Here is a 15,620-nt window from a genome sequence, read left to right on the forward strand (position 1 = left end):
CCAACAGACATGAACCAATTCCTCTTCGTATCCCTCCGGGAAGGCACAACTGGACGAGCTATCGCGGAGTCCGAATTAGGCGATATTATTCGCACAACTGGCATTTCACCTGCGGAAATTGCTCATATTAATATTGATTCCACCGCGGTTAGTGTCCCAGATCCACAAAACTATCTCGGCATCATTGTCGGCGGCAGCGCGCTTAACGTCACAAACGAAACCTATGACGAATATCAACGCCACGTCCATGCCCAATTACGTTCACTTATTGAATCTGCCACTCCCACCCTTTTCGTGTGTTTTGGCCTTGGGTGGTTAGCAGCAGAAACCGGTGGTTCGGTTGACCAATCTCACCCGGAAGAAACTGGGGGTTCGACGATCACTTTGGAAGAAGCCGCCGGTACGGATCCGCTGTGTGTCGGGTTGCCCCAGGTCTTCCAGGGGCTTTCTGGGCATAAAGAATCGGTGGCTTCCGTTGGCCCTGAGGTAACTGTGCTGGCTTCCGGGCCAACCTGTCCCTATCAGTTGATTCGGTACCGTGATAACATTTGGGCGTCGCAGTTTCACGGTGAAATGGACGCTCATGCGATGGAAGTGCGGATGAAATTTTTCATGAATTCCGGTTATTTCTCGCCGGACGATTATGAAAAAATCGTGGCTACTCTGCCAGGCATCGACACCAGTTCCGCGCACCAATTGGTACGCAATTTTTATGCCTACTGTCGGCGTTCTGCAGCGTGATTGCGTCGAAAAGCAAGCATCAATTGCTGAAAACCGCACGATACGGCGTACCATGTAATCCATGTTTGCCATCATGACAGTGACCGGCATTGACCACACAGGTATTATCGCTGCGGTATCGACCGCCTGTGCGGAACTCAATGTCAACATCCACAACGTTTCCCAAACTCTCATGGGTGATTATTTCACCATGATCCTTCACGTCGCATTCGACGAAAACGACGTCGATATCGCCACCATTCAAGAAAAAATGGCCGCCGTTGAACAGCAAGAAAAGCTGGTTATTAGGATCCAATCGCAGGCTATTTTCGACGCAATGAATATTATCTAAGACGCATCATGGTTTTTCATCACTCTTCCGCCAACATCATTGAAACGATCGAAATGATCGAAAAATACCGGCTGGACATCCGCACGGTAACAATGGGAATTTCCCTCTTAGATTGCGTCCGCGGCACCATGGAGGAAACCTGCGACGCCGTTATCGCGAAGATCTCCACCCAGGCGCAATCGCTGGTGCCGATCTGTGAAGACATTGAACGGGAACTGGGCATCCCGATCGTTAATAAACGAATCTCCGTCACCCCGATTTCGCTGATCGCACAATCTGTTCCCGGCTCCCCCGTCGCCCTCGCGCATGCCCTTAATCGTGCGGCAACCAACGTTGGGGTCAACTTTATCGGGGGTTACTCCGCGATCGTCGAAAAAGGAATGACGGAAGGTGATCGCCGCCTGATCGCGTCCATTCCCGAAGCTCTTAGCGAAACCGAAGTTGTGTGCTCCTCCGTGAACATCGGCTCGTCACGCGCCGGAATCAACATGGATGCGGTGCGCACCATGGGGCATGTTATCAAAGAAGCAGCAGAGCTGACTAAAGATAACTCAGCTATCGCATGCGCCAAACTCGTCGTTTTCGCCAATGCTGTCGGTGATAATCCCTTCATGGCAGGAGCTTTCCACGGCATCGAGGAACCTGATTGTGTGGTTTCCGTCGGAGTTTCTGGACCCGGCGTAGTCAATCGCGCCCTGGGCGATCTCGACGGTGCCAGCCTCGATGAAGTCGCCGAAGCGATTAAAAAAGCAGCATTCAAAATCACTCGAGCCGGCCAACTAGTCGGAACCATGGCGTCGGCACGGCTCGGCGTGCCATTCGGTATCGTCGACCTTTCGCTAGCGCCTACCGCGGAGTTAGGTGACTCTGTCGCACACATTATGGAGCATATGGGACTGGCACAGGTAGGCACCCACGGTACCACCGCCGCGCTCGCGCTGCTTAACGACGCCGTCAAGAAAGGCGGAATGATGGCATGTTCCCGGGTTGGCGGATTATCAGGTTCCTTCATCCCCGTCTCCGAGGATAAAGGCATGATCGATGCGGTACGTGCCGGAAACATCACCATCGATAAGTTAGAGGCTATGACCGCCATCTGTTCGGTGGGGCTCGATATGGTGGCAATCCCGGGAGATACCAGCGCGGAACTCATCGCAGGAATGATTGCCGACGAAGCCGCAATTGGCGTGATGAACCACAAAACCACTGCTGTTCGCGTGATTCCGGTTCCTGGCACGAAGCCTGGCGACGAAGTAAATTTCGGCGGATTACTGGGATACGCTCCGGTTATCCCCGTCTCAAATGTCGATAATTCCGACTTCATTAACCGAGGCGGATTCATTCCCGCGCCGGTCCACGGTTTCCGAAATTAGTCGCTACCCTCCGAGAAATTCTCGGAGGGTTTTCTTCCTGCGGCTAAGAATGCAATCGGCCCGACCACATCAATGAGAGTGATCCCAAACCACTTTCGTTTCGACCCCTTGATACGTTCTTTGGGCAGATGATAGAGAAAGTGCCACGCCGCAAGCTTTGCGACGATATCCACGATCGCGACGCCGATCAAAAACTTCTTCATAGCATTCCAGTTTAATGGCTATGCCAGCTCCACCAGTTCCAAATACTCGTCATTCCACAAATCTTCGTCCCCGTCCGGTAAAACGATAACACGCTCGGGCTGTAATGCCTTCACCGCGCCCGGATCGTGGGTCACCAACACCACCGCGCCCGTGTAGGTTCGTAATGCGTCAAGAACCTGCTCTCGCGAAACCGGATCGAGGTTATTAGTCGGTTCATCCAACAGCAACACGTTTGCGCGTGAGCTGACCAATGCGGCCAGAGCGAGCCGAGTTTTCTCACCTCCAGAAAGAGTTCCAGCTGGCTGGTCCAGTTGCTCACCCGAAAACATGAACGCCCCCAGCAATCCACGTAAATCCTGCTCGCCTGCCTCCGGACAAGCTAAAACCGTGTTCTCCCAGACCGATTTGTCCGGGTTAATCGTGTCGTGTTCCTGCGCAAAATACCCAATTTTTAGCCCGTGCCCGGTGACAATTCCGCCCTCGCCATCCGTGCGCTCCACTCCAGCAAGCAACTTCAATAGCGTCGTTTTGCCCGCACCGTTGTAACCCAGTACGACGACCCGTGAGCCCTTGTCGATCGCCAAATCGACACCGGCGAAAACCTCAAGCGACCCATACATTTTGGTCAGCCCCGTCGCATGGAGTGGGGTTTTACCGCAGGCTTGCGGCTCCGGGAATTTGATGTGTGCCACGCGATCTGCGACCCGGACGTCGTCAAGCAAATTCATCATTCTTTCCGCACGAGCCAGCATCTGCTTTGCAGCCGCAGCTTTGGTTGCCTTAGCGCCCAAGCGGGCAGCCTGGTCTTTCAGCGCCGCCGCCTTCTTTTCCGCATTCGCCCGTTCGCGCCTTCGACGGGCCTCATCTGTTGCCCGGGCATCAAGATACTTTTTGAAACCCATGTTGTAGACGTCTGCCTCAGCTCGTACTGCATCCAAGAACCAAATCTTGTTACATACTGCGTCAAGCAAATCCACATCGTGGCTGATCATGATCAATCCACCCTCGTGCTTTGACAGAAACTCTCTCAGCCACGTAATGGAATCAGCATCGAGGTGGTTCGTTGGCTCGTCCAAGAGCAGAGTCGTCTGCGATTTACCGGAACCCGCCGAAGCAGCAAAGAGAATTTGCGCCAGCTCCACCCGTCGGCGTTGCCCACCAGAAAGAGTCTTTAGTTTCTGGTCTAGCACTCGCTCTGGAAGCCCCAAGCTATCGCAAATCTGCGCACACTCAGCGTTGGCTTCGTAGCCGCCCAAGGAATGATAACGCTCCTCCAAGCGGGCATATTTCTTGATCGCCTGATCTCGCTTTTTATCGTCAACAGTCGTCTCCATGATCTCCTGCTGACGATCCATATTTCGCAAGATCGAATCCAGCCCACGAGCAGACAGCACCCGGTCACGCGCCGTTTGCTCAACATTCCCCTCCCGGGAATCCTGCGGCAAATATCCGATCTCGCCCGACGAAGTAACCGAACCCCCATACGGTTGAGTCTCCCCTGCCAGCACCCGCATAGTCGTGGTTTTACCCGCACCATTACGGCCAACCAAGCCAATTCGGTCGCCTGGCTGAACCCGCAGTTGTTGACCAGGTGCCTGCAACAACGTACGTGCACCGACCCGGACCTCAAAGTCATTCGTCACAATCACAAGCGGAAATCCTATCATCGATTGCAAAAAGGAATATAAAATACCCACCGAGAGCATTCGTGTCAAGGAAAAAGACTGCCAAGTTGCAAAATGTGGATAAAATCCGCCCCCTCCGAGAAAAACTCACAGGCTGACACTACCCGATGTTGCGGTGCAGAAAATTCCGGCTTTAAGCTGGAAATATGACCCCGGTGCAACAGATCTTGGAAAGGCGAGCTCGCGAAGAAGCGGAGCTTCTTCTCCATGTTGCCCAACAAAATTTATCGGAAACTGACCTTATTCGTTGGGGAAAAATGACCCCAGCGCACGCTCGTCGATTCATCTGGATCACGACCGTTCTCGGAATCGACACCCTCCGAGAAGCGGTGGCACATCAAACAAGCTTTGATGAATTAGATATTATTGCTTCCGGGATCAATAGACTGCGCGCACCGGGCGTCGACAAGCAAAAACTGGGCAAAGAACTCGTTAGCCATGCCACAACGACCAAACCCCACGAACTAAAGAAACACGTGACGACGACGATCGCTACGCTTAACGACGGACATTCGCGCCCCCACAAACCGAGGTTAGCTTTTAACCGCACGCCAGACCCCAACAACCTCTGCTATCTCCAAGGCGCGGGTCCCGCCGAGCTCGTCGCCGCGATTGAAGCGGAACTGGTAACCGTAGCGCAACGGATCAGAAAACCACACATGAAGCCCTCCGAGGCCATGTTCTATGCCCTCTACAACAAAGTATGCGGCAACAAAACCACAACCCCAACCGACGCAGACCCATACCTTCCCTACCGCGATTGCTTTGTCATCCCACTCGACCCCACATACCGGTACTACCAAGACGGAAAAGTAGCCACAACAACAGGAGCACTCGTTGACATGCAACAACTTGTCAACCGCCAACTCCAACCCTACGGCTACGCAGTTGCATACTGTCTCACGGAACGCGGCCACTACCAACACGTAGCCACATATGCCACACAACGGTTCTTTGACCAACACCAACGCTTCATCGGGACCATCGAGCATCCCCTATGCGCCCACCCCGATTGCGACAAACCCGCAAAAACCTGCCAAGGACACCACATCGAAGCAGCTTCCAGAGGTGGACCTACCATTCAAGAAAACTATGCCCCACTATGCGCCACCCACAACGGGCGAAACGACGATAACCCGAATAAACCCAAAAACGGTCGAATAGAAATCGACCCAATCACCGGAATCCTCGGATATCGCCGCAATCCAACCAGCCCATTGGAATTCAACCGAAGTCCGGTGGCGCTCAAAGGAATACGGCGCTGGCTCGCATATCTCAGAGCTGAGACCTACTAGCGCCAAAACGAAAGGGCCGCGCCCGCACGGACGTGGCCCCAATAGCCATGCACTTTTACACGCTGAATCCCATGGCGCGCAGTTGCTCGCGCCCTTCCTCGGTGATCATGTGTGCACTCCATGGCGGTGACCAAACCCAATGAAGCTCGACTGAATCAACGATTCCAGAACTGCCGACCGCCATTTGTACTTGCTCCTCCAAGACATCGGTGAGCGGACAAGCTGGACTGGTCAACGTCATATTGACGTGAGCTTTCACACCATCTTCAATCCAAATATCGTAGACGAGACCCAGGTCAACGACGTTAATGCCCAATTCCGGATCGATGACATCACGCATATATTCTTCAATGTCGTAGATTTTCGCGAGATCCTCCGGAGTTTGTTCTGGTTTCCCCTCCGAGAAATCATCTTTTAATTCTTCACTCATTTTCCTTCTCCAATGCTTCTGATAACGCTGCTTCAAATGCTTTCCAGCCGAGTAGTGCACATTTCACCCGAGCGGGGTACTTGGAAACACCACCGAAAGCGATTCCGTCTCCAATGATTTCATCGTTGCCTATGTACTGGCCCCGAGAAGTAATCATCTTTTCGAACTCTTCGAGTTTCGCTAACGCCTCTGACACTGGCTTTCCGATGATCTCTTCTGCCATCACAGAGGTTGATGCTTGAGAGATGGAGCAGCCTTCGGCATGGTAAGAAACATCAACGATTTCGGAGAAGTCATCTGTCAGTGTCAGTCGTAACGTTAATTCATCGCCGCAGGATGGATTGACATGGTGAACCTCGGAGTTAAATGGATCTCTTAGGCCAGAATGACTGGGGTTTTTGTAGTGATCAAGAATAACCTCTTGATACATTGACTCAAGATTCACTTTCCACGTACCTCCTCGGACATCTCAGCGACTCCGAAAAACTCCCTCGCCTTAAGGATTGCCGCAATGAGCGCATCTATTTCTTGGAGGGTGTTGTAAACATAGAACGACGCCCTAGCCGTTGACTGTGCCCCCAAGCTTCGATGAATTGGCCATGCACAGTGATGCCCAACTCTGATGCAGATTCCGTGGTCATCTAACACTTGGCCAAGGTCATGTGGATGGATGCCGTCGACAGTGAAACTTATTGCACTACCACGGTCATCAGCCGTTGTTGGGCCGATGATTTTGACGCCAGGCAGCGTTGACAGTTTGTCTAATGCATAGCTGGTCAGTTGTTTCTCGTGGCGGGCTACGTTTTCCATCCCGATTTCTTGGAGGAAGTCGACAGCTGCACCAAGAGCTACGACCTGACTGGTCATCTGCGTCCCAGCTTCGAAACGCTGCGGCGGGCTAGCAAACGTAGTTTTTTCCATCGTGACTACTTCAATCATTGATCCACCGGTAAGAAATGGCGGAAGAATGTTGAGTATTTCGTTTCGCCCATACAGGACACCCACACCGGAGGGGCCGCACATCTTGTGCGCGGAAAATGCCGCGAAATCCACGCCTAACTCATGAAAGTTCACTGGCATGTGCGGCACTGATTGGCAGGCGTCTAGTACTGTGACTGCGCCTACTTTTTTCGCTTCAGCCACGAGCTTTTCGACGTCCGACACCGCCCCCGTTACATTGGATTGGTGGGTAAAAGCGACCACTTTCACAGAAGAATCGAGGGTAAGCGATGATAAATCAATCCGGCCGTCGTCTGTGGCTTTGAACCACTTGAGGGTTGCTCCTGTGCGCTCACAAAGTTCTTGCCAGGGAACCAAGTTTGCATGGTGCTCAAGTTCCGTGACAACCACTGTGTCTTTCTCCGAGACCCGCAATTGTTGCGCCCGAGGATCTCCGAGAGTGAATGCCACTAAGTTGAGCGCTTCGGTGGCGTTTTTCGTAAAGACGATTTCATCCGTTTCTGCACCTACGAATTCCGCGATTTTCTCGCGGGCGAGTTCATATTGATCCGTTGCTTCTTCGGCAAGTTGGTAGGCACCTCGGTGAACAGGCGCGAAGGTGTGCAGGACGAAGTTTTGTTCAGCGTCCCAGACAGACTGTGGACGCTGACTTGTCGCCCCTGAGTCTAGGTAGATCAGCGGCTTATTATCCCTAACTGTTCTGCTCAAGATGGGGAATTGTTCACGAATGGCGGTGGTGTTCAATTCACCATCGTTGAGGAGATACTTGGACATGTGCGTGCGGGTCCTTAATTTCTCGGAGGGTTAAACCAGAAACTTGTCGTAGCCGTGTGCTTCGAGTTCGTCGGCAAGCTCCGGTCCGCCCGAGGTGATGATTTTACCGTTAGCGAATACGTGGACGTAGTCTGGTTTTACGTAGTTGAGGATGCGCTTGTAGTGGGTGATCATGAGAATGCCGCCGTTGGTTTCCGCCTGGTATCGGTTGATTCCTTCGGAGACGATTCGTAGCGCGTCAACGTCAAGACCGGAGTCGGTTTCGTCCATTACTGCGAATTTTGGTTTGAGTAGGTCGAGCTGCAGGACTTCGTGGCGCTTCTTTTCACCACCAGAGAAGCCTTCGTTGACCGAACGCTCGGAGAAGGCCTTGTCGATGTGAAGCTTGTCCTGGGCTTCTTTTACTTCTTTGATCCAGGTGCGCAGTTTGGGTGCTTCGCCCCGAATCGCGGTTGCAGCGGTGCGCAAGAAGTTAGCCATGGAAACGCCGGGGATTTCAGTCGGGTACTGCATCGCCAGGAAAAGTCCTGCCCGAGCGCGTTCGTCGACATCGAGCTCCAGGATGTTAGTGCCGTCGAGTAGCACTTCGCCTTCAGTAATTTCATACCGTGGGTGGCCTGCAAGGGTGTAGGCGAGCGTTGATTTTCCGGATCCATTAGGCCCCATGATGGCATGGGTTTCGCCGGACTTGATGGTGAGGTTTACGCCTTTGAGGATTGGCTTTGGTTCCGCGTTTTCGTCGGCGGGGATTACCTGGGCGTGAAGATTTTTGATTTCAAGAGTGCTCATGGACGTTCCTTTATTTGTTTGTACGGGTGGTGAGGGTTTCGAGTTCCGCTGCCACGCGATTTTCGAGTTCGTCGCGGATGCTTGCTACGGGAATGCGCCCGATGACTTCAGAGAAGAAGCCACGAACGATAAGTCGGCGTGCTTCTTCCGGTGGGATTCCGCGGGAGCGAAGGTAGAATTCTTGCTCGTCGTCGAATCGTCCTACTGTTGCGGCGTGGCCAGCACCTGCGATTTCACCGGTTTCGATTTCAAGGTTTGGAACTGCATCTGCGCGAGCACCCTCGGTGAGAACCAGGTTTCGGTTCGCTTCGTAGGTGTCGGTTCCTTGGGCATTCGATCGAATGAGTACATCTCCTACCCAAGCGGTGCGGGCTTCTGGTTTGTCAGAGTGGGGATCCGCTTGGAGGGCGCCTTTGTAAAGGACATTGGAGCGGCAGTTCGGCACTGCGTGGTCGACGAGGAGTCGTTGTTCGAAAAACTGCCCATCGTCGGCGAAGTAAACGCCGAGCATTTCTGCGTCACCACCGGGAGCTGTGAATTTGACGCGTGGAACGATTCGGACGACGTCGCCACCGAATACCGCGGTTGAATGCCGAAGAGTTGCATCGCGGCCGAGGATTGCGGTTTGACCGGACAGGTGCACGGTTTCGTCGTCCCACGAAGCGTCAACGATGACTGTTAGTTTTGAATTGTCTCCTAAGACAAATTCAATGTTGTCCGCGTGTGTGCCCACCCCTTTGTAGCGAAGGTCCACCACCGCTTCGGCACCGACTTCAGTTTCAATGATGATGTGGGCAAACGAGGTTCCGTCAAGACCTGCACCGAAGGTAGTGATTTCTACAGGTTCGGTGTGGGTGGTGTCTGCTTTAAACGTGATGAGGTGGGCGAAGTCCGCAGAGGTGAAAGCTTGCGCACTGGTGCGATCGACTGCCTTTCCGGCCCGGCCCACCCGAGGATCGGTCTTTTCGATAGTCTCTGTGGTTATCCCGGCTGCGTCTGCTGGCAGGTCAATCGTGATGATGGGAGCTGTCGCTGGGGCAAACGTGCCGTCGTGCAATCCTCGGAGGCGGCGCAGCGGTACGAATTGCCACACTTCGTCCTTGCCGTGCGGAACTTCGAAATCCGCAACGTCGAAAGATGTGAACAAGTCGCCTTTTGTATTGTGGACCGTCGCGTTTTTGACTGTTGTTGACATTGGGGCTAGCCCACCGATCCTTCCATTTGAAGCTCAATTAAGCGGTTGAGCTCAAGTGCATATTCCATTGGGAGTTCTTTTGCGATTGGTTCGACAAATCCACGTACGATCATCGCCATCGCTTCGTCTTCTTCAATGCCGCGCGACATGAGATAGAAAAGCTGTTCCTCTGAGACTTGGGAAACGGTTGCTTCGTGCCCTAGGGACACGTGATCGTTGCGAATATCGTTATATGGGTAGGTGTCTGACCGGGAGATGTTATCGACAAGCAATGCGTCACATTCGACGTTGGAGGTCGAATGGTGTGCGTTAGCCATGATCCGCACCAACCCCCGGTAGGCGGCACGGCCCCCACCACGCGCAACTGACTTACTGACGATATTCGAGGAGGTGTACGGAGCCATGTGCACCATTTTTGCGCCGGTGTCTTGGAATTGGCCTTCGCCAGCGAATGCAACAGAAAGTACTTCACCTTTGGCGTGTGGTCCGGTCATCCATACCGCAGGGTATTTCATGGTGACCTTGGAGCCGATATTGCCGTCGACCCATTCCATGGTGGCGCCTTCTTCGCACTTGGTGCGCTTGGTCACCAGGTTGTAGACGTTATTGGACCAGTTCTGAATCGTCGTATAGCGGCAGCGTCCGCCCTTTTTCACAATGATCTCAACCACCGCGGAGTGCAGCGAGTCGGATTTGTAGATAGGCGCGGTACAACCTTCGACATAATGAACGTAGGCATCTTCATCAACGATGATGAGGGTACGCTCGAACTGTCCCATGTTTTCGGTGTTGATGCGGAAATACGCTTGGAGAGGGATGTCGACGTGGACCCCTTTGGGTACATAGATGAAGGAACCGCCCGACCACACTGCGGTATTGAGGGCGGCGAACTTATTGTCGCCAGCTGGGATAACGGTACCGAAGTATTCGCGGAATAGCTCCTCGTGTTCTTTCAGCGCGGTATCGGTGTCCAGGAAGATAACACCTTGGCGCTCGAGGTCTTCCCGGATTTGGTGGTATACAACCTCGGATTCGTACTGTGCGGCGACGCCCGCGACCAGGCGCTGCTTTTCCGCCTCGGGAATGCCAAGACGATCGTATGTGTTCTTGATGTCTTCTGGAAGGTCTTCCCAGCTGGTGGCCTGCTTTTCGGTGGAGCGAACGAAGTATTTGATGTTGTCGAAGTCGATATCGGATAAATCCGCTCCCCAGGTCGGCATGGGCTTCTTGTCGAATATTCCCAGCGCCTTTAGGCGTTGGTTAAGCATCCATTCCGGCTCGTTCTTTTTGGCGGAGATATCGCGTACTACTTCTTCGTTAAGACCGCGGCGGGCTTTTTGTCCGGCTTCATCCGAGTCGTGCCAACCGTAGTTGTAGGGACCGATGGACTCAATGATCTCGTCATCTGTTATTGGTGCTTGAGTCATGAATCGCTCCTTTCGTTGGGTGAGTGTATGGGGAGTAATGGGATATTAGTGGTGCAGACGCCGTGGCCGTCGGCTATTGACGCCAGCGGCTGCACGTGATGCCCCAATAATTGTGCTATGGCTTCGTGTTCCGCCTCGCATAGTTCCGGAAATTCGGCTGCTACCTGGGATATCGGGCAGTGATGCTGGCAAATTTGTACGCCGTGTCCTGCGTTGTTAATGGTCGCTGCGTAGCCGTTGCGGGAAAAGGCGTCAACGAGGGCTTCGGCGACTTGTTCCAGGGGAGCGTCGTCAAGCTTTTCGACGTCCGCGACGATGTCCGCAGCGCGTTTTCGCGCGAACGCCCTGACTGCCTCGTCTCCTCCGGTTTCCCGGAGGGTGGCTAGGGCTTGAGCCGCTAATGAGTCGTAATCATGCCCGAAGGTTTTTTTGCCAGTTTCGGTAAGCCGAAATGCTTTTGCTGGGCGGCCACGGGAACCGTGGCTGGTTTTCCGAATCGGCAAGAGCTCTGCTTGCCCGTCTTCTATAAGTTTGTCTAGGTGTCGGCGAATGCCTGCCGGCGAAAGCCCGAGGGTCTCCCCTAGTTGGGTCGCGGTGATGGTGCCAGCACGCAGCATGGTTAGCATGATTGCTCGCCGAGTTTCCCCATCGGTGGAACGTGATTCCGATTGGGTACCGACCATAGCACCTCCCTTGGTCTTATCGTTTTAGACAACACTAGTGTTCCCTAAATGTAGCGTCGTTTACAAGCCGGAATTTTGCTTATGGCTACTACCTTTATTATTTAGGACACCCTTTCTATTTTTCGGGTGAGAAAATAGGTTGAATTATGTTCAAAAGCGCCTCTAGTTACCGTGGGCGGGACGCACGGCTATTAGACTCACCTTTATGAGGAAAAACCGGATGCCGTTGTGGCAGGCCGCACGAAGCATTCTGCCGCGCATGGGGCAAGCGGGGTCCCGGTCTGCGCTACTTCATAATTCTGATGAGGAAATCGGCTCCGATTACAGCCAAGCCTCTCCCCTTGTCACCGCCGTTACTGGTGTTGATTTAATCACGCCCAACACCGACGGTTCGGTTAGTGTCGTTGGCGATAGCGCACCTCGCAAATCCCCAGGCGCAATTTTCCATCTACCAACCCTGGGATACGCGGAATTGCGACGTTTCGCTTTTCTGCGCTGGTTAGGAACCCTTGGAGCGCTCGTTTTGGGCTTCGCCGGGTTGGGAGCTGGAGCCGTTCCGGTAATCGATAACCCGTACCGCGATTTTCCGGGCGGCTCGTTAATTACCCGAATGCTGCAAACTTCGACGTCGCTAGCATTCATCGGCATTGGCCTCATCGTGGTTGCGTGGCTATTCATGGCTCCGTTTACCGGGGTTGCTTTTCGACGCGGACACACCGGCGCCGGAGTCATTTCGATGTCCATGCTGCGCCGGACCTTCTTAGCCTGGAGCCTGCCCATCCTCATCAGTGCACCAATGTTCACCCAGGATATCTACTCATATTTGGCCAACGGTTCAATTGTGATGCAGGGGCTTGATCCGTATTCTGCTGGCCCCGTTGACCTGCTCGGAACTGAACATCACCTAGCTCGTTCGGTTCCGTTTATTTGGGCTCACTCACCGAGTCCGTACGGGCCAGTTGCGCTGGGCTTAGCTGCGATAATCAGTTGGATCACGAATGACAGCATCGTTGGTGGCGTTTTTGCGCACCGGTTATTAGCCATCGCCGGAGTCGCGTTAAGCGGATGGGCCGTCGTGCAGTTAGCACAACGATGTCGCGTTATACCCCAGGCAGCACTATGGCTGGGAATACTCAATCCGCTGACCGTCTTGCATTTGATCGGCGGAATCCACAACGAAGCAATACTTTTGGGCTTGTTGTTAGCCGGCATTGAGATCGGCCTCAAGGCGGCAGATTACGCGAAGGTGGGACTATGGACCAAAGCGTTACCGCTGATTATCGCTAGCGGTTTTCTGATCAGTTGTGCTGGCATGGTCAAGGTAACCGGCTTTATCGGTCTCGGCTTTACAGGAATGTCGATCGCGAATGCGCTGCGACTATCCGAGCGCTCCACCGCCGTATCGTGGACCATAGCGGTTCTTGTCCAAAGCATAATCTTGGTGTTCTCAGTGGCGGTGGTCACTGTGGTCAGCGGCATCGATCTGGGGTGGATCAGTGGTCAAGGCGGAGCCGTTACCATCCGTAGTTGGTTAAGTTTCACCACTGCGATCGGCGTTATCTTTGGTTGGATTGGCCAGCAGCTTGGATTGGGTGATCATACAGAATCTGTGCTCGTGATCGTTCGTGCGTTAGGAATACTAGTCGCTGCGGTGTTTATGGTTCGAATGCTGATTGCAACTTATTTGGGCCGGATATCACCAGTAGGGGCGTTAGGAGTATCCACCTTTGTCATGGTGCTATTTTTCCCCGTTGTACATCCTTGGTACATGTTATGGGCTATTCTTCCGCTGGCAGCGTGGGCAAATCGTCCGTTATTTCGAGGCACGGTAATTACCTATTCCACAGTGTTGTCATTTTTCGTACTACCACGCGGTTTGGCATTGCAGCCAGGAACTGTACTTTCGATTTATATAGCATCCATCATTGGTTTCGGATTTATACTCGGCGTTTCCTTTGTTATTTTGAAACGTCGCGGAATTATTGGCCTACACTAGTTTCTCGTGACCTTAACCGATAACGTTTACGCCCTCGAATTACACGATGTTGTAAAACGCTTTGGCGATAAAACCGCAGTCGCAGGTTTAACCTTAAGTGTTGAACCTGGCATAGTTTTAGCGCTACTCGGCCCAAACGGTGCTGGCAAAACCACAACGATCGAAATGTGTGAAGGTTTTGCATCCCCCACATCAGGACGGATATCGGTTTTCGGCATCGATCCGGCACGTAACCCCGATGCGGTACGAAGCCAAGTTGGAATCATGCTTCAGGACAGCGGCTCCTATTCCGGTATCAAGGTGCGGGAATTACTGGAATTAACCGCAAGGTACAGTACAGATCCGTTGGACATAGACTGGCTACTGAAGCTGGTTGGGCTGGAAAACGCACAATCCGTCACCTATCGCAGATTATCTGGCGGGCAAAAACAGCGTCTCAACCTCGCGGTCGCTTTAATCTCTCGCCCCCGACTGGTCTTTCTCGACGAACCAACCGCAGGAATGGATACCCAATCCAAATTCATGATGTGGGACCTGGTTCATGCCCTTAAAGCTGACGGCGTTACCGTAGTTCTGACCACCCACCTCATGGAGGAGGCGGAAGCGCTCGCCGACCGAATCGTTATTCTCGACGCTGGCGCAATAGTAGCTGAAGGCACTTTAGAGCAGCTTCGGAACTGTTCGAGCCCGCATATCAGTTTCCACACAAACAGGGAATTGGATGTTTATTCGTTCCCTGGGCCCGAAATCATCGCCGTTAAACCCGGCATGTATCGGATCGCTGCCTCGCCGACGCCTGAACTCGTCGAAAAGCTAGCGGCATTTGCTAGTTCGCAATCAGTTCTCATAACGCAACTCGACACCCACATGCAGAGTCTAGAAAATATTTTCCTCGATATAACCGGTCGGAGTTTAAGGAGCTAGTTTATGGATACCACTGAACGCCACGTGGCTTTTCCGCCGGGAACGTTTAGCCCCCGGTCCACACGCTCCAGCTGGCAAACAATGCTGCGAGCTCAATCTGCTATCGAGGCAAAACTGTTTTTGCGACATGGTGAACAACTTTTACTCAGCTTCATCATTCCGATTGCAATGCTAATTATTGTTGGAACTGTAAAAGTATTTCCCCAACCCCAACCACTCAGCATCGGATTCCCCTTCGTCTTGGCTATCGCCGCCATGAGTTCGGGCTTCACTGGCCAAGCAATCTCTCTCGCCTTTGATCGACGCTATGGTGCGCTCAAACGGGTTGGCGCTTCGGGTGTTCCGACGTGGACGATCATTCTGGGGAAAATTTGCGGGTTGGTGATCGTTTCGACGCTCCAAATCTCAATACTGGTGACAGTTGCGACTGTCCTTGGGTGGCGCGCTTCGGTGGGAAGCTTCCTCCTCGGAATCCTTTTGTTTTTCCTGGGAATAGCAGCATTCACCGCTTTGGGAATGTTGCTTGGTGGAACGCTATCCTCCGAAATCGTACTAGGGCTTGCAAATCTTTTATGGGTAATCCTGGTCGGTGCCGCAGGCTACGTCATGTTCTCCCTTCCCGAACCGACAGCCTGGCTTACTCTCGTCCCCTCCATCGCCCTGGCAACTGGCATCCACACGGCTTTCAGCGGTGGGTTTCCGCTGATAAGTATCGTTGCGCTTATCTGTTGGACGGTGATAAGCGTCGCAGCGGCAATAAAGTGGTTTAAGTTCACTGATTAATCGTCACTTAGAGTCTGCCCCAACTAGCGC

General features: G+C 53.1%; 16 protein-coding genes. 7 read left to right on the forward strand and 9 right to left on the reverse strand.

Features of this window, described 5'->3' with window-relative positions:
* The first annotated feature begins 9 nt into the window (after window positions 1-9).
* From Q4D85_RS03185 to Q4D85_RS03195, 3 genes are all read left to right on the forward strand, one after another.
* Complete coding sequence (locus Q4D85_RS03185) at window positions 10-741, forward strand: glutamine amidotransferase (RefSeq protein WP_303198174.1); 732 nt, start codon at window positions 10-12, stop codon at window positions 739-741.
* A gap of 61 nt (window positions 742-802) precedes the next feature.
* Window positions 803-1,072: an ACT domain-containing protein gene (locus tag Q4D85_RS03190; protein WP_303198175.1), complete on the forward strand. Its 270-nt coding sequence runs from the start codon at window positions 803-805 to the stop codon at window positions 1,070-1,072.
* Window positions 1,073-1,080: 8 nt separating this feature from the next.
* Window positions 1,081-2,445, forward strand: a complete 1,365-nt coding sequence (locus Q4D85_RS03195; RefSeq protein ID WP_303198176.1) for a PFL family protein — start codon at window positions 1,081-1,083, stop codon at window positions 2,443-2,445.
* Here Q4D85_RS03195 and Q4D85_RS03200 read toward each other — a convergent pair.
* Together Q4D85_RS03200 and Q4D85_RS03205 are read right to left on the reverse strand one after the other, a co-directional pair.
* Window positions 2,442-2,648: a hypothetical protein gene (locus Q4D85_RS03200; RefSeq protein ID WP_303198177.1), complete on the reverse strand. Its 207-nt coding sequence runs from the start codon at window positions 2,646-2,648 to the stop codon at window positions 2,442-2,444. The genes Q4D85_RS03195 and Q4D85_RS03200 overlap by 4 nt on opposite strands.
* Window positions 2,649-2,666: 18 nt before the next feature.
* Entirely contained in the window at window positions 2,667-4,298 is a 1,632-nt protein-coding gene (locus Q4D85_RS03205) for an ABC-F family ATP-binding cassette domain-containing protein (RefSeq protein WP_303198178.1), read from the reverse strand.
* Window positions 4,299-4,591: 293 nt separating this feature from the next.
* On the opposite strand from Q4D85_RS03205, the gene Q4D85_RS03210 reads away from it, so the two are divergent.
* Window positions 4,592-5,629, forward strand: coding sequence for an HNH endonuclease signature motif containing protein (locus tag Q4D85_RS03210; RefSeq protein WP_303198179.1), 1,038 nt, complete (start codon window positions 4,592-4,594; stop codon window positions 5,627-5,629).
* A 55-nt stretch (window positions 5,630-5,684) separates the two neighbouring features.
* Here Q4D85_RS03210 and Q4D85_RS03215 read toward each other — a convergent pair whose 3' ends face one another.
* From Q4D85_RS03215 to Q4D85_RS03245, 7 genes are read right to left on the reverse strand one after another with little or no spacing between them, the layout of a single operon-like run.
* Window positions 5,685-6,059 carry a metal-sulfur cluster assembly factor gene (locus Q4D85_RS03215; RefSeq protein ID WP_303198180.1) on the reverse strand — a complete coding sequence of 125 codons (375 nt, stop codon included), beginning with the start codon at window positions 6,057-6,059 and terminating at the stop codon, window positions 5,685-5,687.
* A complete protein-coding gene (gene sufU, locus Q4D85_RS03220) occupies window positions 6,052-6,504 on the reverse strand; it encodes a Fe-S cluster assembly sulfur transfer protein SufU (protein ID WP_303198182.1) in 453 nt (150 codons plus the stop codon). The genes Q4D85_RS03215 and sufU overlap by 8 nt, the downstream gene beginning before the upstream one ends.
* On the reverse strand, window positions 6,501-7,793 hold the full coding sequence (locus Q4D85_RS03225; protein WP_303198185.1) for a cysteine desulfurase: 1,293 nt from the start codon (window positions 7,791-7,793) through the stop codon (window positions 6,501-6,503). Before Q4D85_RS03225 ends, sufU begins: the two co-directional genes overlap by 4 nt.
* A 30-nt stretch (window positions 7,794-7,823) precedes the next feature.
* A complete protein-coding gene (gene sufC / locus Q4D85_RS03230) occupies window positions 7,824-8,582 on the reverse strand; it encodes a Fe-S cluster assembly ATPase SufC (RefSeq protein ID WP_303198186.1) in 759 nt (252 codons plus the stop codon).
* A 10-nt stretch (window positions 8,583-8,592) separates the two neighbouring features.
* Window positions 8,593-9,777: a Fe-S cluster assembly protein SufD gene (gene sufD / locus Q4D85_RS03235; protein ID WP_303198187.1), complete on the reverse strand. Its 1,185-nt coding sequence runs from the start codon at window positions 9,775-9,777 to the stop codon at window positions 8,593-8,595.
* A gap of 5 nt (window positions 9,778-9,782) precedes the next feature.
* Window positions 9,783-11,204 carry a Fe-S cluster assembly protein SufB gene (gene sufB, locus Q4D85_RS03240; protein ID WP_047262109.1) on the reverse strand — a complete coding sequence of 474 codons (1,422 nt, stop codon included), beginning with the start codon at window positions 11,202-11,204 and terminating at the stop codon, window positions 9,783-9,785.
* Window positions 11,201-11,887: a metalloregulator ArsR/SmtB family transcription factor gene (locus tag Q4D85_RS03245; protein ID WP_303198189.1), complete on the reverse strand. Its 687-nt coding sequence runs from the start codon at window positions 11,885-11,887 to the stop codon at window positions 11,201-11,203. Before Q4D85_RS03245 ends, sufB begins: the two co-directional genes overlap by 4 nt.
* 205 nt (window positions 11,888-12,092) lie before the next feature.
* Here Q4D85_RS03245 and mptB point away from each other — a divergent pair, with 205 nt between their 5' ends.
* Genes mptB through Q4D85_RS03260 form a run of 3 tightly spaced genes read left to right on the forward strand, consistent with a single transcriptional unit; the run spans window position 12,093 to window position 15,590 of the window.
* The gene (gene mptB, locus Q4D85_RS03250; RefSeq protein ID WP_303198190.1) at window positions 12,093-13,883 is read left to right on the forward strand and encodes a polyprenol phosphomannose-dependent alpha 1,6 mannosyltransferase MptB; all 1,791 of its coding nucleotides are present in this window, start codon (window positions 12,093-12,095) and stop codon (window positions 13,881-13,883) included.
* Window positions 13,884-13,889: 6 nt separating this feature from the next.
* Window positions 13,890-14,807, forward strand: a complete 918-nt coding sequence (locus Q4D85_RS03255; RefSeq protein ID WP_303198191.1) for an ABC transporter ATP-binding protein — start codon at window positions 13,890-13,892, stop codon at window positions 14,805-14,807.
* Between the two features lie 3 nt (window positions 14,808-14,810).
* The gene (locus Q4D85_RS03260) at window positions 14,811-15,590 is read left to right on the forward strand and encodes an ABC transporter permease (RefSeq protein ID WP_303198192.1); all 780 of its coding nucleotides are present in this window, start codon (window positions 14,811-14,813) and stop codon (window positions 15,588-15,590) included.
* The last annotated feature ends 30 nt before the right edge of the window (window positions 15,591-15,620 follow it).

Origin of the sequence: Corynebacterium sp., from assembly GCF_030532965.1 — a bacterium.
In the GTDB taxonomy this organism is placed as follows: Bacteria; Actinomycetota; Actinomycetes; order Mycobacteriales; family Mycobacteriaceae; genus Corynebacterium.

Coding starts and splice junctions, on each gene's coding strand:
- Q4D85_RS03185 (WP_303198174.1), top strand. CDS start 10: ATGAACCAATTCCTCTTCGTATCCCTCCGGGAAGGCACAACTGGACGA.
- Q4D85_RS03190 (WP_303198175.1), top strand. CDS start 803: ATGTTTGCCATCATGACAGTGACCGGCATTGACCACACAGGTATTATC.
- Q4D85_RS03195 (WP_303198176.1), top strand. CDS start 1,081: ATGGTTTTTCATCACTCTTCCGCCAACATCATTGAAACGATCGAAATG.
- Q4D85_RS03200 (WP_303198177.1), bottom strand. CDS start 2,648: ATGAAGAAGTTTTTGATCGGCGTCGCGATCGTGGATATCGTCGCAAAG.
- Q4D85_RS03210 (WP_303198179.1), top strand. CDS start 4,592: ATGACCCCAGCGCACGCTCGTCGATTCATCTGGATCACGACCGTTCTC.
- Q4D85_RS03215 (WP_303198180.1), bottom strand. CDS start 6,059: ATGAGTGAAGAATTAAAAGATGATTTCTCGGAGGGGAAACCAGAACAA.
- Q4D85_RS03225 (WP_303198185.1), bottom strand. CDS start 7,793: ATGTCCAAGTATCTCCTCAACGATGGTGAATTGAACACCACCGCCATT.
- sufC (WP_303198186.1), bottom strand. CDS start 8,582: ATGAGCACTCTTGAAATCAAAAATCTTCACGCCCAGGTAATCCCCGCC.
- sufD (WP_303198187.1), bottom strand. CDS start 9,777: ATGTCAACAACAGTCAAAAACGCGACGGTCCACAATACAAAAGGCGAC.
- sufB (WP_047262109.1), bottom strand. CDS start 11,204: ATGACTCAAGCACCAATAACAGATGACGAGATCATTGAGTCCATCGGT.
- Q4D85_RS03245 (WP_303198189.1), bottom strand. CDS start 11,887: ATGGTCGGTACCCAATCGGAATCACGTTCCACCGATGGGGAAACTCGG.
- mptB (WP_303198190.1), top strand. CDS start 12,093: ATGAGGAAAAACCGGATGCCGTTGTGGCAGGCCGCACGAAGCATTCTG.
- Q4D85_RS03260 (WP_303198192.1), top strand. CDS start 14,811: ATGGATACCACTGAACGCCACGTGGCTTTTCCGCCGGGAACGTTTAGC.